Annotated in this window: 18 protein-coding genes; all 18 read right to left on the minus strand. The window is 55.5% G+C overall.

Annotated elements, in window-relative coordinates; genetic code table 11:
• Positions 1–2: 2 nt before the first annotated feature.
• Entirely contained in the window at positions 3–2,459 is a 2,457-nt protein-coding gene (locus tag HUN04_12600) for a radical SAM protein (protein ID WDP90485.1), read from the minus strand.
• 1 nt (position 2,460) lies between these two features.
• Complete coding sequence (locus HUN04_12605; GenBank protein WDP90486.1) at positions 2,461–2,805, minus strand: hypothetical protein; 345 nt, start codon at positions 2,803–2,805, stop codon at positions 2,461–2,463.
• An 18-nt stretch (positions 2,806–2,823) separates the two neighbouring features.
• Positions 2,824–3,921, minus strand: coding sequence for an ABC transporter ATP-binding protein (locus HUN04_12610; protein ID WDP90487.1), 1,098 nt, complete (start codon positions 3,919–3,921; stop codon positions 2,824–2,826).
• 170 nt (positions 3,922–4,091) lie between these two features.
• The gene (locus HUN04_12615) at positions 4,092–5,252 is read right to left on the minus strand and encodes an extracellular solute-binding protein (protein ID WDP90488.1); all 1,161 of its coding nucleotides are present in this window, start codon (positions 5,250–5,252) and stop codon (positions 4,092–4,094) included.
• Between the two features lie 65 nt (positions 5,253–5,317).
• Positions 5,318–6,124, minus strand: a complete 807-nt coding sequence (locus HUN04_12620; GenBank protein ID WDP90489.1) for an ABC transporter permease — start codon at positions 6,122–6,124, stop codon at positions 5,318–5,320.
• A 17-nt stretch (positions 6,125–6,141) separates the two neighbouring features.
• Positions 6,142–7,008, minus strand: a complete 867-nt coding sequence (locus HUN04_12625) for an ABC transporter permease (GenBank protein ID WDP90490.1) — start codon at positions 7,006–7,008, stop codon at positions 6,142–6,144.
• 290 nt (positions 7,009–7,298) lie between these two features.
• Positions 7,299–8,687, minus strand: coding sequence for a sigma 54-interacting transcriptional regulator (locus tag HUN04_12630; protein WDP90491.1), 1,389 nt, complete (start codon positions 8,685–8,687; stop codon positions 7,299–7,301).
• Positions 8,677–10,287 carry an amidohydrolase gene (locus HUN04_12635; GenBank protein ID WDP90492.1) on the minus strand — a complete coding sequence of 537 codons (1,611 nt, stop codon included), beginning with the start codon at positions 10,285–10,287 and terminating at the stop codon, positions 8,677–8,679. Before HUN04_12635 ends, HUN04_12630 begins: the two co-directional genes overlap by 11 nt.
• Positions 10,287–11,327 carry a proline racemase family protein gene (locus tag HUN04_12640; GenBank protein ID WDP90493.1) on the minus strand — a complete coding sequence of 347 codons (1,041 nt, stop codon included), beginning with the start codon at positions 11,325–11,327 and terminating at the stop codon, positions 10,287–10,289. Before HUN04_12640 ends, HUN04_12635 begins: the two co-directional genes overlap by 1 nt.
• 142 nt (positions 11,328–11,469) lie before the next feature.
• A complete protein-coding gene (locus tag HUN04_12645; protein ID WDP90494.1) occupies positions 11,470–12,810 on the minus strand; it encodes an HDOD domain-containing protein in 1,341 nt (446 codons plus the stop codon).
• 10 nt (positions 12,811–12,820) lie between these two features.
• Complete coding sequence (locus HUN04_12650) at positions 12,821–15,841, minus strand: phosphoenolpyruvate synthase PpsA (GenBank protein ID WDP90495.1); 3,021 nt, start codon at positions 15,839–15,841, stop codon at positions 12,821–12,823.
• Positions 15,842–16,016: 175 nt separating this feature from the next.
• Positions 16,017–16,493, minus strand: coding sequence for a DUF3592 domain-containing protein (locus HUN04_12655; protein WDP90496.1), 477 nt, complete (start codon positions 16,491–16,493; stop codon positions 16,017–16,019).
• Positions 16,494–16,546: 53 nt separating this feature from the next.
• Positions 16,547–16,717 (minus strand): hypothetical protein, encoded by a 171-nt coding sequence (locus tag HUN04_12660; GenBank protein ID WDP90497.1) that lies wholly within the window; start codon positions 16,715–16,717, stop codon positions 16,547–16,549.
• A gap of 24 nt (positions 16,718–16,741) precedes the next feature.
• Positions 16,742–17,947, minus strand: a complete 1,206-nt coding sequence (locus HUN04_12665; protein WDP90498.1) for a class I SAM-dependent RNA methyltransferase — start codon at positions 17,945–17,947, stop codon at positions 16,742–16,744.
• Positions 17,948–18,016: 69 nt separating this feature from the next.
• Complete coding sequence (locus tag HUN04_12670; GenBank protein ID WDP90499.1) at positions 18,017–18,898, minus strand: hypothetical protein; 882 nt, start codon at positions 18,896–18,898, stop codon at positions 18,017–18,019.
• A gap of 4 nt (positions 18,899–18,902) precedes the next feature.
• Positions 18,903–19,796 (minus strand): DUF4438 domain-containing protein, encoded by an 894-nt coding sequence (locus HUN04_12675; GenBank protein ID WDP90500.1) that lies wholly within the window; start codon positions 19,794–19,796, stop codon positions 18,903–18,905.
• Positions 19,797–19,810: 14 nt separating this feature from the next.
• Complete coding sequence (locus tag HUN04_12680) at positions 19,811–20,959, minus strand: MFS transporter (protein ID WDP90501.1); 1,149 nt, start codon at positions 20,957–20,959, stop codon at positions 19,811–19,813.
• 4 nt (positions 20,960–20,963) lie between these two features.
• Positions 20,964–21,716 (minus strand): 5'/3'-nucleotidase SurE, encoded by a 753-nt coding sequence (gene surE, locus HUN04_12685; GenBank protein ID WDP90502.1) that lies wholly within the window; start codon positions 21,714–21,716, stop codon positions 20,964–20,966.
• Positions 21,717–21,721 lie beyond the last annotated feature (5 nt).

Below are 21,721 nucleotides of genomic sequence, written 5' to 3' on the forward strand. Positions count from 1 at the left end.
GATCAGGATACGGGAAACCCGTTGGTTTTAATCATTCCCTTAATTTGGACGATGGGACAGCCCTCATCATCGGTTTCAACGCTGCCGTCAAATTCAAATCCATCATCCATGGATTTATAATAGGCCGCGTCAAAGCAGGCAAGCTTAATTTTAACAGCGCCGCCATCCATGACAAAGCGGGAGGTCAGGCCGTAATCGACCTCCCCCAGCGGGGTTGCAATGATGTATCTGGGTATTTCACGCCCCGACCCCTCCCGCCGGACCTTGGTGGCAATATCCACCACATCGTATGAATCCACGGGGAATCTTTCATTCCATTCGTCCTGAACCGGGAGGCCTGCCAGATAGAGGTGGTGGAATTCAATGCCTGCCGTTCTCAGGCTGTAGGCCAGATCATGAATTGCTCCGTCGGAATCGTTGACCCCGCCCAGCAGGGGGGCATTGGCGTAGACTGTTATCCCGCGGTTATTGAGGCGGCGGGCCAGGGCCCGGTGTTCCGGTGTGACATCCCCGGAGAGAATGGCCCAGGCTTCGATCTCAATCCTCAGGGGGCGGGCCACGGACAAATGGTTCATATCCCCCAGGGTGTTGATCACCGCCCGGGTGTATCGGCCGGGGTCGGTGAAAAAGGCCATGGACCTGAGGCGCAGGGCATTGACATGGGGAATATCCCTGAGACGGCGGATGATCCTGCAGATATCCGAAAGATGGTCTCCCACATCCCCTTTGCCCGCCACCACCACATCCGTGATCCGGCGATCCCTGCGGATATACTCGAATTCATTTTCACCGGCCTCAGGCCGGATGCAGACCCGGGTTTTGTGCAGCCGGTCCAGGTTGTCCAGTCCGGTATTGACGATTGAGGCACCCAGCCTTTCGGATTCAGCCATGGCCTGGCGAATCCGGCTGATATCCGCATCCGATGCTGCCGGATTCACGGCACTTTGCTTCTCGGGACGGCTGCCGATCAGATACTCATCTTTCCCGATACGGGCCATATACTGGATGTCAATGGTTCCCTCGCCGTTGACCCGGATATTGGACAACTCGTTGGCCAGGGGGGCGAAGGCCTTAAAATACTCAGGGGTGTAAGGGGTGCGGATCCAGACAAAATTTTCATTGCCGTCCACCCGCTCAACGGCCCAGCCGCTGGAGAACCAGTCCATTTTCCCGATGGGGGTTGCTGTACAGATCCTGGGAATCGCCCTGTCGGAGAGATCGGCACGAAGGTGCAGGGCAATATCGATGCCGTCGGACAGGGGCTTCCAGTATACGGAATTGCCGTGGATAGGGCTGCAGGGGATATAGATATAGTGCAGCTCGGCCCCTGCCCCCCGCAGCAGGCCGAACAGCCGGACCAGTTCCGGACCGGTATCGTTGCAGTCGCTCAGAAATGGGGTCTGGATATAAACGGCAATGCCCGATCTCACCAGATCGGATATGATTTCAAGGCTTTCCGGGGAGACCTCGTCGGGATGGATGAAATGGGTGGCCACCTCCATGCGCTTTCCGTGCTGCTGAAGTTCCCAGCTCTTCTGCTTCAGATATTTGAGATAGGCGCCTTCATCCTTTAAAAAGAGATCCGGATAATATGCAACGGACCGGGTGGCCAGCCTCAGGGTCTGGACATGATCCACCGCCATGAGACCGTCAATGGTGGCGGCCATGTTGGCCCGGTTCATAAAGGGGTCGCCGCCGGTCACCACGATTTCCTTCACCGCAGGAGAGGCGTTGACATGGGCCACGGCCCTGTTCACATCGGCCGGGGTTGGGTTGGCCTCGTTTCTGGCGTCCTTGTGCTTCCTGAAGCAGAAGCGGCAGTATACCGGACAACTCATGTTCAGCAGAAAAATCACCCGGTTCTGGTACATCTGTTCCAGAAGGCCGTCATGGAACTGGCCGATCCAGGTATTGGTATGGCCCACGGATTCCAGTTCCTCAACAAAGGGCAGGTACTGGTAGGCCACATCCCTTGAAACCATCATCTGCCGGATGGTATGGCGGGAAATCCTTACCGGGTATTTTTCAATCACCGCCTGCAGGTCGGCCCGGTCCGCTTCCGGGATCTCCAGGTTGGCGGTTTCAGCCAGCTGTCCCGTACTTTTAATGGACACATAGCCCCGTCCCGGCAGTACCTGTTCCAGGATGTCCACCAGGAACATGGAGGGCATGGCTATTCCATTTACCTCAAGGCCGGATCCATTTCCGCTGCCCACGGCATCCAGAATTTCCCTGAAAAACCCTTCTGGATTATCCGGGTAACCGGTTGCCGACAGCAGATTGGAAAATTTTTCTTTTCCCTCCCCGATGATACCGGTAAAGGCCGGCGTACAAAACTGTGCGTGGCCGTAAACATCCAAAAATTGTGCAGCTGCCCGGACAAGACCGGCCAGGGGCACATCCACTGCCTTGCCCGAATGGACAAAGGCGGCCTTGATGCTGGTTTCTATTGTTGTCACACTACACCTCTTCTGCCTTGAAAATATAATAAACCATATGTTCCGGGAATCCGTATCCCAGAATCCTGCCCAGGGTCCGGTCCTCCTCCCCCGGGGGCACCCGGATCACCAGGTATTCCATGGACAGGTCCATATCCACCACCTGCTGCCAGGACAGGCCCTTTTTTTTAAGAAAAGCGTAAACCCGGTGACCGGTATCAAAGATGGACTGGCCCCGGTATTTTAAATCATGTTCAAAAATCACATACCCGGATTTGGGATCCAGCCCCTGTTTGATCCATAAAAAATTTTTTTTCTCAGGACCCTGTTTCCCTGGATCCTTCGACCCGCCGGAATGCGCTTCCATGGCAGCCGCCTGTCCGGCTCAGCCCTTCAACAGCCTGCAGTGGTAGGGATCCACCTTGACATAGACTTCGTCCCCCCTGCGAAAGGGGCTCCGCTTGACAAAATTGATCACATGGAGCACCTGGCCGGACTCAAGCTTGACAAAGTAACTGACCTCTCCACCCATGTAGCTGCGGTCCACAACGGTGCCGGTGAAATAATTCATCCCCTCTTCCCTTGAAAGCTCCGATGCATACCCCAAAAACATCTTCTGGGCACGGATCACGATCTCGGCCCGGTCACCTTGGGAAAAGGGGCCGGCCGGATTGACCAGAACCTTGGAACCGTCTGCAAGACCGACGGAGAAATACCCGTTTTCTTTGGCTTCCACCCTGGCCTCCATAAAATTGGAATGGCCCAGGAAATCCGCCACAAAATGGTTGGCGGACTCATTATACACATCTTCCGGGCTTCCTTCCTGCTGAACCTCTCCGTCCTTCATCACCACCACCTTGTCCGACATGGACAAGGCCTCGCGCTGGTCATGGGTCACAAAGATGGTGGTCACCCCCAGCTCCTGCTGGAGGTTATCAATTTCACGGCGCATATCCTCCCTCAGATTCTCGTCCAGGGCGGACAGGGGCTCGTCCATAAGCAGGACATCGGGCTCAATGACGATGGCCCGGGCCAGGGCGATGCGCTGCTGCTGCCCGCCGGAAAGCTGTGAGGGCATCCGGCTGCCCACCCCGGGCAGCCGGACCGTTTCAAGGGCCTTTTCAACCCGGGCCTGCATTTCAGATTTTGAAAACCCCCGGTACTTCAAACCAAAGGCCACATTGTCAAAAATGGTCTTATGGGGAAACAGGGCGTAATTCTGAAAAATCATCCCCAGATTCCGCTTGTGTATGGGCGTATCGTTAATCCGTTTTCCCTTGATGTAAATATCCCCCGTGGTCGGGGTTTCCAGCCCTGCCAGCATGCGCAGCAGGGTGGTTTTCCCGCAGCCGGACGGCCCCAGCAGGGTCACCAGGCTCCCTTCGGGAATATCCAGATCCATGGGTTTTACCGCCTTAACTTTTCCGAACCGTTTCTCAATATTGGAAAATTTTACAAATGCCGGGTCTTGTTCCTGTGACAAACCTGTTTCTCCGTTTTTTTACATTGATGTATCTATCAGTCCGTATTTGGACGAAAACTTGCCCAGATGCAAGGCGCAAGCAACTCTGAAACCGGAGCGTACTGGAGTACGTGAGGATTTCAGAGTTGTGCTGCAACGCGGCAGATGGGTGAGTTTTCGTTCAAATCCCCCTAACCAGCCATGATCCTGTCCCACTTCTCCGCCCACTCCAGCTGATGGCCGTTCCAATAGGCCGGGTCGGCAAAGAGATAGCCGTCCAGCTTGCCCGTGGGATCAAAGGCCGGCAGTTTTTTGACTTCATCGGGCATGGCCACACGGGCAGGGTCCAGTGAGGGCGGATAGTTCTGCCCCTTGGCCACGGCAATGGCCGCATCGGGTTCCAGCATGAAGTTCAGCAGTTCCTGGGCAACGGCAAGGTCGGTGCCCTTGAGCACATACATGTACTCCATCCAGGAATAGGTTCCGTCCGGGGCAAGGTATCCGATGGGATGCCCCTGCTCCTGAAGCGCCGCCACCCGGCCGGACCAGGCAACCGTGGCATAGATCTCACCGTTACCCAACAGGCTCATGAGTTCGGAGCCCGAGGCCCAGTATTTTTTCATGAGCTTGCGCTGGGCCTTGAGGGCATCCCATACCGCACCGATATCTTTAATATCATTGGGGTTCTGGCCGGTGTGCAGGGCCGCATACCAGATATTGGTCCTGAAATCCCCTCCCCAGGAGCCCAGTTTTCCCTTCAGACTCTTGTCAAAGAGCAGGGAGGCCCCCAGTTTTTCAGCCTTGTCCTTGGAAATTTTTTCGGTGTTATAGGCAATGCCGGTCTGTCCCAGGTCATAGGGCACGGCGGAGAGCGTCCCGCCGGAAATCCCTTTCAGGGTATCGGTCATCTTGGCCATGACATTTTTAAGATTGGGTATTTTGGCCTCGTCCAGAACCACCCCGAACCCCAGATCGGTGTATCTGGCATAATCGTAAACGGCGCTGAGGTGGGCGATATTGAATTCCCCTCCCGGCGGATAGGAGGCCTTGACCTGGGTTAAAAAGGCATCCATGCCGGTGAAGGCCGCATCAATAACCTTGATACCCGAGGCTTTGGTAAAGGGGTCAAAGGCAAATTTGCGCAGGGCCTCGGAGGTGGATCCGCCCCAGGAGTGGCAGGTAATGGATTTGCTGCCGGCAAAGGCCTTGTGAGCCAAACCAAAGGGGCTGCCCATTACCCCGAGGGCAGCACCGGCAATACCGACAAATTTGACGAAATCCCTGCGGGAGACTTGTCCGTCCTTGTATGCGTGGTAAACCTCTTCCAGTCTTTTCTCCAACTCTTTTGCCATCTGTCACTCCTTTATCTAAGCGTTAAGGTCTGCCGGCCCTCAAGGGATCGGGCAAACCGGAATTATTATTTCTTTTCCACCGCCCCCCTGGCGAACCGCCGGGTCAGATAGCCCGCCAGCAAGGGGGTGGACACGGTGAGCACGATCATTACCGTGCCCAGGGCATTGATTTCCGGACTGATGGAATTTCTGAGCATACCGAATATTTTCACCGGTACGGTCTGGTTCTGGGCCGTGGCCCAGAACAGGGTGGCGGTGACATCGTCGAATGATATGGTAAACGAAAAAAGCATGCCGGCGAAGATGGCCGGGGCCAATAAGGGAAAGGTGATCTCCTTGAAGGTCTGAAAGGGGCCGGCCCCAAGGGAAAGCGCCGCTTCTTCATACACCCTTTTTATTCCCACCAGCCGGGCCTGGACAATGAGCAGCACATAGGGCAGGGTCAGGACCACATGGCCGATGAGCAGCATGGCAAAACTCTTGGGCTGCTGGAGCCAGCGGATGAATAGCAGCAGCGCCACCCCCAGTACCACCTCGGGAATCATAATGGGCGCAATGAGCAGGGTGTTTAAAAACTCTTTGCCTTTGAACTCGTACCGGATAAAGGCCATGGCCGCCGGCACCCCGATGGCCGTTGAAAATACCGCCGTCAGGGCCCCCAGCACCATGGAGTTTTTAAAGGCATCCAGGATGGTGGAATTGTGGGAGAGTTTGACAAACCATTTGAAGCTGACCCCTTCCATGGGAAAGGACCCGAACTGCTGGGGGTTGAACGCCAGGATCACCACCGCCACAATGGGGGTGAACATCCAGACATAGACAAGAATCGTGTAAAGCTTGATCAGCGACCACCCGGAGATAAATGATTTCATGGTTCTTTCTGCCCTTTTTATCCCTTGCTCAGGGTTTTGAATATCTGGTTGATGCCCATGTACCGGTTATAGGTATAGACAATGATGATCAGCAGCAGCAAAAGAATGGTGGAAATGGCCGATCCAAAGGGCCAGTCCAGGGTGCCGATGACCCGCTTGAAAATCAGGTTGGCAATCATATCGTTGCCCGGCCCCCCTAAAATCATGGGGGGCAGATAGGTGCCGCAGGTCAGTACAAAGACCAGGAGGCAGCCTGCGGAAACCCCGGGCAGGCTTAAGGGCAGGGTCACCTCCCTGAACGCCTGCCATTCTGTACAGCCCAGGCTTTTGGCCGCTTCGGCCAAACTTTTGTCAATGCCGTCCAGGCTCACGTAGATATTTAAAATCATAAAGGGCAGAAGGTATTGGAGCAGCCCCATGATCACGGCCCCCTCATTGTAGAGCAGGGAAATGGGGCTTGTAATCAGGCCGGCTTTCATGAGCAGGTGATTGATCAGCCCCGAGTCCCCCAGGATATTGATCCAGCTTAAGGTTCGGATGATAAAGGAGATCCAGAAAGGAAGCATGACCAGGAGCATGAGATAGGGCTTGAGCCTGGATTCGGTTTTATAAAAAAAATAGGCAGGGACATATCCCATGACCAGGCAGAGAATAACGGTTTCCAGGGCCACCCTCAGGGTATTTAACAGAACGGAGGGATAGAAAAAATCCGCAAAAAATTTAGCGTAATTTCCCATTTGAAAGGCCGGGATATCCTGGCCGCTGGGGGCCCTCAGCCAGAAGCTGTACACCACCACAAAACAGACCGGGACCACCAGGAGCAAAAATACCGCTGTCAGGGAAGGAGATAATAAAAGCCAGGGTTTCCACGGTTTTTCCTGCATAGAGACATCCTTAGAAAGTAATTAGCCAGAACGCCCTTTAGAGATACAAATCCCGTGCCGGCCATTGGGATGTGAGGACAACTGACTATATTTATTGAGGATAATACATTTAAAGCCCTGAAAGGGAATAAAGCTCCGGCAGCTTTGATTCAAATATGAATCGCAGAAACACACACAACATTCTGGAATAATTAAATTTTTACATAGATTTATTTATGAATCATGGATAGAAAAGATGAACACGCCTGATTAGGAAACGTTTTCAACAATAGCGATTCAATGTTGAATCATTATTCCCCCATCTGAATGCCGTACTTTTTCAGCTTCCGGACAACAGTGGGCTGGCTGACCCCCAGCATCCCGGCGGCTTCCCGGGTGGTGGCGCACCTGGCCGCCGCCCCTGCGACCAGGTCATGTTCCAATGCGGATAATTTTTCAGGCAGGCTCTCCCCTGATGGGCCGCTCTCCGATGATACAGGGGGGCAGGCCGGGCTGAGGGAATTTGTCAGGTACTCATCCAGACTCCGGCGGTCGCACATGACAACGGCCTCTTTGATGATATTGATCAATTCCCGGACATTGCCGGGGAAGGTATGGGATTTCAGGGCGTCATAACCTTTGCGGCCGATGTGGGTACGCCGTTTATACCGTTTGTTGGATTGTTTCAGGCAGTGGGCCGTAAGCTCCAGGATATCCTCAGGCCGCTCCCTCAGGGGCGGAATATCCAGGGTAAAGGCATTGAGGCGATGGAGCAGGTCCAGGCGGAATTTTTTGGACCGGGTCCGCCGTTCCAGATCCCTGTTGGTGGCGGCAATAATGGTGCAGTCTATGATTTTGGCCCGGGTGCCGCCCACGGGCATGACCTCGTGGTCATCCAGATACTTCAACAGTTTGGCCTGGACCCCCGGAGATAATTCCCCGATTTCATCCAAAAAAAGGGTGCCGCCGGAGGCCAGTTCAAACAGGCCGGCCTTGCCGCTCTCCCTGGCCCCGGTAAATGCCCCGCGGCTGTACCCGAACAACTCGGCTTCCAGCAGGTTTTCAGGCAATGCCGCACAATTGATCTGGATAAAGGGAGCATCATTTCTCACCCCGTTTTTATGGATAAACTTTGCCAGCAACCCCTTTCCCGTACCCGATTCCCCCTGGATCAGGATATTGGATGCATCAATGCGGGCCAGTTTCAGGGACAGATGAAGGGTGCGCTTCATGGAGGCGCTCTGGGCCACAATCCGGTTTTCCCTTAGTTCCATCAGGGCCAGCTCTGCCAGTTCTTCTTTCATCCGTTCGGATTCCTGGCGGACCTGGGCCAGTTCCCTGCGCATATCCTCAATCAGGGAAATATCCCGCTCATTGACCACCACAAAGGCGATCTCATGGTTATCGTCAAACACCGGGGTGCCGGTAACAAGCAGGGTGTAGCCGGACCTGGGGGTGGTCTGCACCAGACTGACCTGCCTCCGGGTTTCCAGGACCTCCTGGGTGGCGGACCGGTTGATCTGCCCTTCCTGCACCAGGGTATTGACTTCCTTTCCCAGGACCTCCTCAGCCTTTATCCCGTTGAGGCGTTCGGCCGCAGTGTTCATTTTCAAAATCCGGCCCCGCCTGTCGCAGATAAGCAGACCGTCGGCGGAACGGCTGAAAATGGCTTCAAGGTATTGACAGGTATCAGACGCCATGGACAATTTCCCCGTTGTACATGGTCATTTCCACCCGGGTCTCAGCCAGTTCATCCGGGTCAATGGCAAAGATATCCCTGTCCAGCACCACCAGATCGGCAAACTTGCCCGGGGAAAGGGAGCCCAGGGTGCTGCCGCAGCCGGAGACCTGGGCCGGGGTCAGGGTATAGGCGCTCACCGCCTCAGCCAGTGTCAGCCGGTGTTCCGGATACCAGCCCGCCGCCGGGGTGTTGTCCATCCGCTTGCGGGTCACCGCCGAGTAGATGCCGGCAAAGGGGCTGGGATCGGCCACGGGTGCATCGGAACTGAGCATGAAAGGCAACCCTGTATCCAGAATCGGCCTCAGGGCATAGGCATATTTCCCCCGCTCCCCTGCACACTGGTCAATCATGGAGATATCAAGGCTGAGGTTATTGGGCTGGCAGGAAGCTGCCAGGCGCTTTAATTGGGCCATTTTTCCAAGGTCCTCAGGCAGGATCATCTGAATATGCTCCAGGCGATGGGGGAGACGGCACCGGCTCCGGCCCGCCGCTTCCACCCGGCTGAACATGGCGATCATTTCCCTGCAGGCCCTGTCGCCGATGGCGTGGACCATACAGGAAAGCCCGGCACGGTCCGCCTTTTTCACCCCCCGCTCGATCTCTTCCACAGGGGTCAGGGGCATCCCGCACCCGGCATCCAGATAGGGTTCGGTCATCCAGCCGGTACGGGCCCCCATGCCGCCGTCTGCAAAAAATTTCACCCATCCGATCCTTAAGGAATCATCCCCGAATCCGGTGGTCAGCCCCAAATCACAGGCCTCATCCACACGCTCTCCGGGCAGGGAGACAAAGCAGCGCAGCTTGAGCCGCCCGGCCCCGTGGTATTGCTGGAGCATTGACAGAGATTCGGCCCCGTCCTCCCCGCCCATGAGCCGGATATCGTGTACCGCAGTGAGCCCCAGGCTGTGGAGGCGGCTTGTGGCCGCAGTCAGATTGTCCATGATCTCGGCTTCGGTCAGCGCAGGCACCCGGCTGCTGACCAGGTTGGGGGCAAGCTCCTTTAAAATACCCGTGGGCTCGCCTGAACCGTCCCGGTCAATCACTGCCCCTTCCGGCGGAGAAAACGCCTTATCAATACCCGCCGATGCCAGGGCCATGGAATTGGCCACGGCCAGATGGCAGTCACACCGCCAGATGCATACCGGATGGTCAGGCGCGGCAAGGTCCAGATCCCGGCGTGAGGGTATCCGGTTTTCCGGCCAATCCGATTCGTTGAACCCCTGGCCCAGGATCCATGCCCCCGGATCACGTTCCCGGGCCCGTTCCCGGATCATGGCAATCAATCCGTCAAAATTTTTAAGGCCCGCCAGTTCAAGGCTGTCAAGATTTTTGGCCCAGTCGAAAAAATGGAAATGGGTATCCCAGAACCCGGGCAGTACCCGCCGTCCTTCAAGATCAAGGGATACGGTATCCGGTGAGGCCTTGGCAAGGATCTCTTCATCGCCGCCAACGGCTGTGATACGGGAAGCGCTCACGGCCAGGGCCGTGGCAGAGGGAAACCGGTCATCCAATGTGTGGAGTTTGGCATTGTAGAGTATATATTCCGGAACATCAGGCATTAGATCAGATATCCTTTTTCAAAGGGGTCGGAAGGTGAGAGGTAAAAATGATGGCGCCCGGTGATCCATGCCCGGCCCTTGATGCGGGTGACATAGGCGGTGGTCCGGCCGATGTTCGTCTTTTCAACCAGTTCGGCCTCAAAGGCTGTATCCAGGGGGCTCAGATTTTTATAGGGCTGGTGCATGTCTATTTTTTTATAATGGTGGAGCAGCGCCATTTTAGCGGCCGTCCCCGTGCCGCAGGGTGACCGGTCCATATGGGATTCACCATAGACCACCACCCCCCGGCCCCAGGGATATTCACCATTGCTGCAGGAGGTGTAGAATTCCGTGACATCCACCGTATTCACATCCGGATTCAGGGGATGGACCACAGAGAGCTGCGCATTGGCCGCATCAATAATCTTCATCCCCAGATCAACCAGCCGGGCCTTGTTTTCCATCACCGGAGGGATGCCCAGGCGGTCGCTGTCCACCATGGCAAAAAACCCGCCGGTGCAGACAATATCCAGGGGAACCTGCCCGAATCCTGAAACATCCACTGTTTCACCGGCGGCATGAACAAAGGAAGGCACCATATTGACGGCCACCCCCGCCACCTGCCCGGCCTCAACCTCGGCCCGGGCATCCATCACACCGGAAGGGGTGTCCACAAGCACCCGGTTTTCGCCCTCATCCAGGTTTAAAAATCCGGTACTGGCCAGGCTGACCACGGCACCGATGGTGGCGTGCCCGCAAAGATAGGGATACCGTCTTGCATCCATGTAAATCAAACCGAATGCCGCATCCGGCGTCACATTCTCCGTCACCAGGGCCGCCAGGATTTCCCTTGATCCCCGGGGTTCCCGGGTCAGAAGACAGCGGACATGGTCGTGGTGTGCCTTAAAATAGGCCAGCTTCTCCATCATGGTCCGGCCCGGCGGTTCGCCGATACCGTCCACAATGAGCCGGGTGGCTTCACCTTCGGTATGGGAGTCGATGGTTGTGACAAAAGGAAGGGTTGAATCAATTGAACCTGCACCATCCTGGAAAAAACGCATGAGAGTCATCCTCGGGTTCGTGGTTTATGCCGGTTCCCCCGAGTGTTAGCACCAATGTACGGATAGGATCAAGTTTTTTTATCTGTGTTGGCCGGGTATGTCTCGCATTCATACGATCCGGTGCATAAGACTGAGGCAGGCATTAAAAGGCATGGGCCGACTCTTTGATCGTTGGGGCCACCTTCTCCCCGATGGTGACCACCACCTCGGGGGTCAGGCCGAGATGAACGATGGCGCTAAGGGCCGCAATCCGTTCCACCATGGCCTTGCGGCCACAGGTCTCATCCCCAGAATAGGCCTCGCCTGCACCCGTTTCTTTCCCCTGTTTGGCAGAGGTGTCCCCATCAGTGACCCCCCCGAAGCCCAGCGCTTGGGCCAAATGGTCTGCCAGGCTGATGACCAGCAATTCGGGTTCCGTATCTTTTTCATACTGGTTCCAGTGGTGGAATTCGGCCATCTGTACAAAGGACTGGGGGAACCGCATTTTTTTGATCAGAACGGCCCCGAAGGTGGTGTGGATTTCATGGATGGCCAGCTGGATCTCCTTTTGGGCGATGGAATTATCAGGATGCATATCAACAAAGGCCTTCATGAGCAGCATTTTGCCGATATCGTGGACAATTCCCATGAGAAACAGATTTTCTGTTTTTTCGATGCCCGCCGCCTCCCCCAGGTGTTTGGACAGGGTGGCCACAGCGAATGAATGAAGCCATAGCCGGTCCAATTCCCTTTTCAAAGACTCATTATCCGAATCAAAGAGATTTTTGGCCGCCACTGCCGTCACCACGGTTCGGGTGGTTTTCAGGCCCAGCCTGACCAGGGCCCCGTTCAGGCTCGCCACCGTATCCATGCCCTTGTACAGGGGGGAGTTGGCAATTGAGATCAACTTTGTGGAAATCACGATATCCTTTTCCACTATCTTACCCAGGGCATCTATGGACGGTGCCTCACCGGCAATAAGCGTTTCCACCTCCTGTACAATATTGGGGAACACGGGCAGGGCAATCTTTCCCGCATAAAACCGGTTAATGATATCGGCCACGGCTGCGGTATGGGAGACCTCTTTCTCCTCGGCTTTCAATGCTTTCTTTGTATCAAACCCCATTTTACCCAGATTCTGGAGCAGCTGCACCCGGCTTACCGGTTTGGTCAGATAGCCGCTGCACCCCAGCTTGATGCAGGCCTTTATGGTATTCATATTCATCCGTGCCGTGACCACGAGGACCCGGACCCGGTCGGACTTATGCACCTTGTCCTTTATCTCCTGACGCCGGATGTGCTTAAGCATCTGGGGACCGTCCATACCCGGCATGGAGACATCCAGGGTAATGATGTCAAAGGCCTCCCCCTTGGCGGCCGCCGCTTTCATTTCCGACAGAGCCTTTCTGGAATTGTCCACGGCCACGCAGGTGCCCAGGGCTTTCATTTTTGACATCAGGATTTTCCTGGAAATTTTTTCATCATCCACGATGAGTATCTTCATCTGATTGTCCTCAATCATCTATTACCGGGATATCGGCCATCACATCCTCCCGGTCCCCGGTTCTCTCCGGCAGCATCACGGCCTGGGCGGTTTTGCCGTCCACCAGGATTTTAATGGGGCTGTCGAAATGGATATGCTTCAGATACCGGGTCTGGGTGGTGCATTCCTGGCAGGAAAAAAATCCGTAATCGATAAAATCCTCCCCACGGTCCCTCACCGTCATATAGGAAATACCCAGGGAGGTAATATTCTGAAAAAAATGGGAGCCCTGGGAGGGATCGGCCTTGATGCTTTCGATGGTGGTCTCCACCATCACCCCCACATTGGAGATATCGTTCCAGACCACGGGGATGCCCAGCCACCGGTCGGATGAGCCCCAGCGCCCCGGGCCGATGAGCACGTATTTTTTGCCAGAAATATTGAAACCGGCATTGATCTTATTAATTTCGCCTGCAATGTCCACGGTCTTCCCCGGATCAAACCGGTCTGGATCCACATAGACCAGGTCATGGATATCTTTGTATTCGCCGTTGCCCAGGGAAAGGGTGGAATAGCAGAAGGCCTGCGTGATCTCTGCCTTTGTGATTTTCACCCTCAGGTTCTGGGCGTACCGTCCCATGGGCCGGATCTGAAGCAGGGAAAATTCCGGCCGCCGTTGGCCGTCCAGGGACAGATTCACGGCAAACTCCACTTCCACGGAGGCTCCCATCCACCGGGACCCCATGGCCGTCACCTCCCCAAGAATATCAGCCAGGGGAAAGGTCCCGTATTTAAGCACATTGGCAAAGGTCAGCACGGGAAACCCCTTGTCCGACCAGGCATCCCTGATCCGGTTATCCTGCATATGGAAGGTGGAGGCCAGGGAACGGACCACGGGATGGTCCTTGGCATCCATGAAGTCCAGCCGGGCCAGGGTCGGATCTTCATTGGATCCCACAAACTTTTCATGGGCCGGAAACTCATCGAGCTTCAGGGCATAAAAATGCTTTTGGGAATTTTCCAGAATATCCTCCACAATGGAAAACTGGGGCAGGAACTGGGGGTATTTCGGACAGACCCTCAGGGTCTTCTCCCCCTCCATAACGATTTTACCCAGCCCCATGGCAATATGGGAAATTCCGTCCTCGGCTTTAAGGTGGCCGATGGGATAAAAATTATAGGACTGGGCCACCCCGGAAATGGCCGGATAAAAATAATTTTTGTGCTTGATGCCCGTGAGCTGCTGGAGCACCACGGCCATCTCCTCATCCTCAATCCTATGCATGGTGCTCCGGGCATAGGACCGGGGCGCCTTCATGTATGTGGAGGCATAAACCAGCTTCACGGCCATAATCAGCCGCTCCAGACGCCGCTCCGGGCTGGGGTCTGTATTGGGAAGCATATAGGTATTGTAAAGTCCGGCAAAGGGCTGGTAATGGGCATCTTCAAACAGGGAGGAGGACCGCACCGCAATGGGATAGCGGACATTGCGGATGTACGCAAAAAGGTTATTTCTGAGCAGTTCCGGCAATTGGGCGCAAAGGAACTGGGTGGCCACCTCATGGTCTTCCATCTCCTCTTTGGCCTCCAGAAGCCGGGCCAGGTTGTTTTTCTCTATAAACTCCTTGAACCCGTCCGTCGCAATGACAAAGGTCTGGGGAATGGTAATATCCACGTCCGGGAACCGCCGGGCCAGGGAGGGGTCCCTCCTGAGCTGGTGGGCCATGAAAGCCAGTCCCCTGGCCTTCCCCCCCAGGGATCCGGTGCCGATTTTCATAAAATTGGTATGGGGGTCGAATTTATCGGAATCAAAATCGATGACACGGCCCTGCCGGGTGTCCCTGCGCCGGGCCCGGATGCTGTCCATGAGAAACCGCTTCAATTCTGCGGCATCACTGAAATCGTCAATGGTATAGGGTTTAAGGCCCAGGGCAAAATCAATCTCATTGCGTGCCATCAGCCATCTTGAAAAATCATTTCTACGGGCATGGCTGAGAACGGATTCGTCCGGGATTTCCATGAGCAGTTTTTCCACGGCCCGAAGATCCGAGGCTCTGGCGATTTCTTCGCCGTCGGGCATACGGAAAATAAAGGCGCCGAACCCCAGGCTGGTCACAAAAAAACTTTTGATCTGGTCATGGAGATTATTGGAATTCTTGTTGATAAAAGTGGCGGGAATGGATTTTACCAGCTCCCGGTTTTTCTCTTCCGTACTGAGGATCAGCACGGGCAGGTCCGGAATTTCCGATTTGATCCGGGTCAAAAGCTTCTGGCCGGCATTGGGATCCTCGGCGCATCCTTTTGGGTAGCGCATATCGGAGAATACCGAAAGCACATAGGGCTTGTACCTTTCGTAGAGGGCAAGGGCCTGTTCATAGTTATGGGCCACCAGGACCTTTGGCCGGCCCCGCATTTTCATAAGCCGGTGCTCCTCATTGATGGATTCGTCCATCACCGACTGGGTCTGAAGCACGATCTGCTTATACAGCAGGGGCAGAAAAGAAGAGTAATGGTAGGGGGAATCCTCCACCATGATGATCACCCTGACCTTTGCACGTTCCGTGTCATAGGCCACATTCATCTCGTCTTCGAAATTTTTGATGATGGCCAGCAGCAGGTCGGCATTCCCGCCCCAGATATAGGTACGGTCCACGGCGGAGTCCGGGCCGGCGCAGGCATACTGGTTTACATCGCTGGTGTTGTGAAGCAGCAGATAAAAAGGCAGGTCCGAATATCTTTTTTTAACAGTTTCCCCGAAGGTATAGACATCCATTCCCGCCAGGCTGGGCATGGCCAGAATCAAATCAAAATTTTTCTTCTCAAGCCGTTCAAAGGCGTCTTTGGCCGAAGAAACCCAGGACAGACGGGGGGGTTTAGACAGGTTCAGCCCTTTGTATTCGTTGATGATTCTAGTGGAGAGTCTTCCTTCTTCCTCCATGATAAACGCATCGTAGGGGCTGGCCACAAGCAGGATATTCTCCACCTTGTTGGCCATGAGTTCGTGATACATCTTGATGGACGGTGCATCTGCGATGGTTTCTTCTAATTTCATGGATTGCCCCGGGCTTTGGGTCATCGTGGTTATTCAATATAACCGGATTTTCCCGGCCGTGTCAAACCCGCAGGCGGTCACAAATTCAACGGCACAGAAGGAAGAAAAACACCTGATCGCCCTCCCCGCCCGGCAACCTGAACTCAATGCGCCAGTACAGAATTTTTCTGTTTTTTTAATTTTTTCGGAAACGTCTCGATAAAAGGAACAGACTCAAAATCACCATTGCAATTCCGCTTAAGGGCCGGCCGATATATTCAAGGTGCAGTCCCGGGGCCAGCATTGCCTCCTGGGGTTTCTCCGGATTCACATAAACCTCCACGGCCTTTTTTTTGGGAAACTTATTGAGCCACTTTTCAGCGCCTTCACGGCTGCCGTTATAATCATATCCCGGATATAATAGTTTACCATTGAACGAATAACGGTTGACGCGATAACTGAAGTGAAATTCCACCCGATACCCACTCTTTGAACGCTCCCCGGCCGGACGAAAATTGTTGATATGGGCATAGGTAATTTTCCCCGGGTGTTTATCCCAGGTCAGGGCAAGGATGCCTTTCCATCCCTGCGACATCCCCACAGTTACAAGCAGTATGCCGCCGATTAAAAAAATAATCGATATGACAATCTCTATCCACTTGTCTCTTACCATATCCAAGGGTTCCTGAATGTCTGAAAAAATTACGCCAGCCGCTATGGGGGGCTTCAGTCCATGCCCATCTCTTTTTCCACTTCGGCAATCCGCCGGAGCAGGGCATTCTTCTCTTCAGGAGCCAGATCCGGCCGGGACAGCTGTTTTTGCAGGCCCAGCAGGATCATTTCGGCACGGTAATCGTTGCAGGTGTAATTTGAGGTCTTTGCTCCGGGATCTTCCATCTCAGCTCCGTATTTTCAATGGGATCAATACAGGTCGTACTTAACCAGCTTGCCCTCAAGTCCGCCGATTTTCAAAGGCCGTTTCCAGGAAGGGGCCAGGGGGACTTTTTTGATGAACTTGGGGTCTCCGAAGTAGACATAGGCGGTGCAGCCCCTGCACTTTTCTTTGAAGAAGGTACCCAGGTCCTTGTAGAATTGATTCATATCCAGGTCCTTGCCCATGCGGATGCCGTAGGGGGGATTGGTGACGATGACGGCATCTTCAATGGGATCCAGTTCCCGGAAATCGGACAGCCAGATGGGAATATCCCCGCCGAAATGCATTCCCATGAGGTTGGTCTGAACGGCTTCCACGGACTTTTCGGAGATATCGCTCCCCTGGATCAGGTCCCGGGGCAGGGGCCGGATATTCTCCTCAGCCGCATCTTTGACCCGTTTCCATTCCCGGGCGCTGAAATCCGGCAGCCTTTCCATCCCGAATTTTTCCCTGAAAACCTGGGCCGGAATCCGGCAGTAATGCATCAGGGCTTCGCAGAGCAGGGTGCCTGAACCGCACATGGGATCGTACAGGGGCCGTTCCCCGTTCCACCCGCTGAGCCGGATGACGGCCGCGGCAACGGTTTCCTGCATGGGAGCGGATACAGAGGCTTCACGGTATCCCCGTTTGTGCAGAGGCCCGCCGGAGACATCCACGGAAATGGTTGCCCGGTCCCTGTGGATATGGACGTTGAAAGTGATCCAGGGATCCTCGGCATTCACCGAAGGCCGCCTATTGGTCCGGTCCCGAAAATAATCGGCAATGGCATCCTTGACCCGCAGCCCTGCAAAATTGGAGTGGGTAATCTCGGATTCCGAGACATTGGCCGTGATGGAAAACGTCTTTTTGGGGGTAAGGAACTCTTCCCACCGGATCTTTTTGGCGGCCTTGTACAGCTCATCCTTGTCTTTGCACTCAAACTCAGCCAATGGTGCCAGCACCCGTGAAATCAACCGGGCCTGGTAGACGATTTTATAGAACACCGCCCTGTCCGCTTTAAACCAGATCCCCCGGAACACCGGTTTGAGAGCCGTTGCCCCCAACTCTTCCAATTCCTTTAAGGCAAGTTCCTTGACACTCTCCGCCACCTGGGCGAAATACCGGGATTCCCGCTCATAGATATATTCAAGCTTGGCCAGCTTGCGGGTCTTCCCTCTTCCCTTCTGAAGGATCGCTCTTTTTTCTATATTCACTGTTCTTCCTTGATTTCGTATATTTTTGTAACCGTCTTTTATACCAGGATTTTAACCATTTTAAAATGGTTAAAGAAAAATCATTAGTGAAATCAGAAGTGCAGAGACGCCGACCATGGGTAAAATTTCCGCCTTTTTCATCTGTCTCATCTGGGGATATCTGACCATCATGAAGCAGAGGTAGACAGTAACGGCAAAGGGAAGCGCCGGTAAGAAAATGCGGGTTTCCCGGGCCAGAAGAATGGCGGCGGCCAGCCCGACACAGGCGGCGGGGAGGAGAAAAAATTTGGGTGAATCCCAGGTTCTGCTCCCGCCCAGCAGGTTGTCGTTCAGCTTAAACTTGCAGGCTGCCGCGGCCAGAAAGGCCAGCAGAATCCAGTCGGTAATGCCGAACAGGGGCATAAACGCCTTCTGGCCCGGCATGGGCACCTTGACCAGGACAAAGTCAACAAAGGGGGGAAAGCCCTGCATTCCCCCTTCATAATAGCCCGCGATACTCTGGGAAAGCACCTTGGTGGGCCCCTTGAATACGCTGAACATATCCGCCAGCCCGGCAGTAACCCCAACAGCCACGATCTCTGCAGGCCGCTTCAGGTGGCTGGCCAGCCAGCCGCCCAGAATGCAGGCAAAAAAAATCAGGGTGATGGTCAGGATGCCGAACAACAGGTTGGACCGGTATCCGGTCAGGGCGGTAAAGAGATAACCGCCCAGAAACACCAGAACCACGGCCGCCAGCCAGGCCATGCGAAGGGAATGGCGGGCCCTGAATCTGGGTTCCAGCCGGACCAGATATACCTCGGTGACCATGACGGCGGCATAGAGGCAGATACAGATGGAAAGGTAGTCAAATCCCCTGGGAACTTCGGCAGGCAGCATGCCCCATGCCAGGTAAAGCCCTGAGCACACCGCCCCCCAGATCAGGTAGATTAAGGCGACCGGTCCGGCTGCCACTGGGTTACCCGTCCGTCCGGGCAGAGCCGATGCCCAGCCGGTCGGCGATATTGGCGCCGGGATCGATCACCGGCTCAATAAGGGCTTTGGGGCAGGTCATAAGGGTGGAGATGCCCGGTCCGTGGCCGGCCAGCCTGCAGTCGGAATGGACCACAATGCCGATGCTCACGGCCCCCTGGACAAACGCCCGGCCGTATGAGTTGTCATGGTCCATCAGGGCCACGAAATCCCCGAACCGCATCCTGTCCAGTTTGTATTTTTTCACCGTGTCCGGATCCGAGGTCATCACATCATAATCCCCGGCCCCCACATGGGCCCGGCCCACCCCGGATCCCATGCAGGGCGCCGGTACCGTTGTGGTCACCGGCACTTTCAGGGTGCCGCTGCCGGTTTCCTCTATTTTCATTTTCTCCAAAAGATCAGGATCCAGATTGAAGAGTTTGACCTCCGGGTAATCGGTGAGGGCCAGGCCCTGGCCTTTGGCCCGGATAAGAATTTTATCTTCGTAGGTCATTTTTTCTTTAACGGCCCTGGGGAAATCCACGATGATATGCTCCGATCCCCCGTGGTGGCCGATGACCACGCCGGTCTCCCCTTCAGCCTCCCCGGAGACGATGCGGGCCTCATTGCCCACGCAGGAAAGAATCTGAAGGGAGTTGTTGGGAAAATCATTGGGTTTTTCCGCATTGGCCGTACAGGAGACCCCGGGTTCGATATGGTCCCCTGCCAGGCCGAAAGCCGGGTCTCCCGCCTGCACATTCAGGGTAATGCCGCCGATGCCGGGCAGCAGGAACGGCGCCCCCTGGTGATCCACCTTCCAGCCCAGGCCCACACGGGGCATGCCCGGCTTGCAGGCCAGGAACATTTCCACCACTTTATCCTTATTGGTATTCAACATGGTATTCTCCAGTATTATTTTGTTATTTTCTTAAGTTTCAGCAAAAAGGGCAGTGCGCCAAACCCTGCCACAGCCGAGATAATAAACATATTGTCCAGGCCGAAGGCATCCCCCAGGGCCCCTGCCAGCACAACGGCCAGGGACCGCACGGCAAAGGAGACCATCATAAACAGTCCGTTGGCCGCCGACGGATTCTCCGGGGCGTTCTCCTGGATCAGGGCCAGCATCACAGGGGTGGTGGAGAGCACGGCAAACCCGGTCAGCAGCAGCATGAGCACCTGAAATAACCCTGAGGTTAATACAAATAATAAAATGGCCGTCGGCGCCGTGACCAGGGCCCAGAAGAGCACCCGCTGCCGTCCCAGGCGGTCGGAAAGGGTGCCGGCGGAGAGAATCCCGGCCACCCCCAGGGCTTCATACAGGGCCAGTGCCGCCCCGCCCAGCCAGAGGCTGCCCGTATGCTGCTCCACGTACACCGTGAGGAACATCCCCATGGAGCCGTGCATAAAGGCCCGGGCTGCCAGAATTCCGGTAAGGGGATCCAGCACATGGCGAATTTCCTTATAGGCCGCCTTTAAAGACCCCCGCCGCTTCAGAGAGGTCTGTTCCCCGGCCGGTTCCAGGGTCAGAAACAGCATCACCGAGGTGACCAGGGCCAGTACCAGTACAAAATGGAAGTTGGGCAGTCCCAAAAGGGAGACGGCCGCCACGGCGATCATGGGCCCCAGGGTCCGGGCCAGTTCCCCGCCGGTCATGAAAAAGGCCATGCCCCGGCCCTTGAAATTACCGGAATACCGGGCCACCAGCACCGGTGCCGGCACATGGAACAGGGCCACGGAAATCCCGGCAAAAAAGACCAGGACCAGCAGCGTCCCGTAGGAGGGGGCCAGCCCCATAAAACTCATGGGAAGGGCCGTCAGCGTGGGGGCAAGGATAACCAGCCACCGGGCCAGTCCCCGGTTGTCGGCAAAAAGCCCGATAAAGGGATTGGCCAGCGCCGGAATCTGCATCACCGTGGAAAGCAGCCCTGCCTGGCTAAGGGTCAGGGAAAGTTTTTCAATGATCAGGGGCATCAGGGGAGAAAGGAAACTGGTGTACAGATCATGGGCAAAATGGGCAAAGGCGATCAGGGAAACCCGCGGGGAGTTGAATTTAGTCGTCATGTTATCAGAATCCGGTTTGTTCAAGTTCAGCCATGACCGGGTAAGCGGTCATATCGCATTGAATGGGGGTGATGGAAATATAGCTGTCCAGCAGGGCATCGTTATCCGTATCGTTTTCCGGCCGGACCGGGAGCATCCCGCCGTACCAGAAATAAGTCCGTCCCCTGGGATCCGTCCTCCGGTCAAGTTCCACGGCCAGGTTATTGTCGGCCTGGCGGGTGACGCGGGCGCCCCGGGTGTCGCCCAGGGGGAGACAGGGTACGTTAATATTGAGAAATACACCCGGGGGCAGCCCCATGGTGCAGACCTTGTCCGCCATGGATGCCACATAACCGGCCGTGCCTTTAAAATCCATGACATCCCCGTACTGGATGGATACCGCAATGGCGGTGATCCCGTTCAGGGCCGCCTCCCTGGCCGCCCCGGCCGTACCCGAATAGTTGATGTTGATGCCGGTGTTGGAGCCGGCATTGACCCCCGACACCACCAGGTCCGGGGAGCCCTCCTTATAAAATTCGAACAATGCCAGTTTGACGCAGTCCGCCGGCGTACCCGCCACCGCGTATCCGCTGCCCCCGCCGTTGAGGTCCACCCGGTCATACTTTAAAGGCCGGTTCAGGGTGATGCCGTGGCCGATGGCGCTGCGCTCCCGGTCCGGTGCCGCCAGGACCACCTCATGGTCCCGGGCCAGCGCCCGGTACAGGGCCAGGATGCCCGGTGCCCGGTACCCGTCGTCATTTGTGATCAGAATTTTCATAAGCC

The sequence above is a fragment of the Desulfobacter sp. genome (assembly GCA_028768525.1).
Classification (GTDB): Bacteria; Desulfobacterota; Desulfobacteria; order Desulfobacterales; family Desulfobacteraceae; genus Desulfobacter.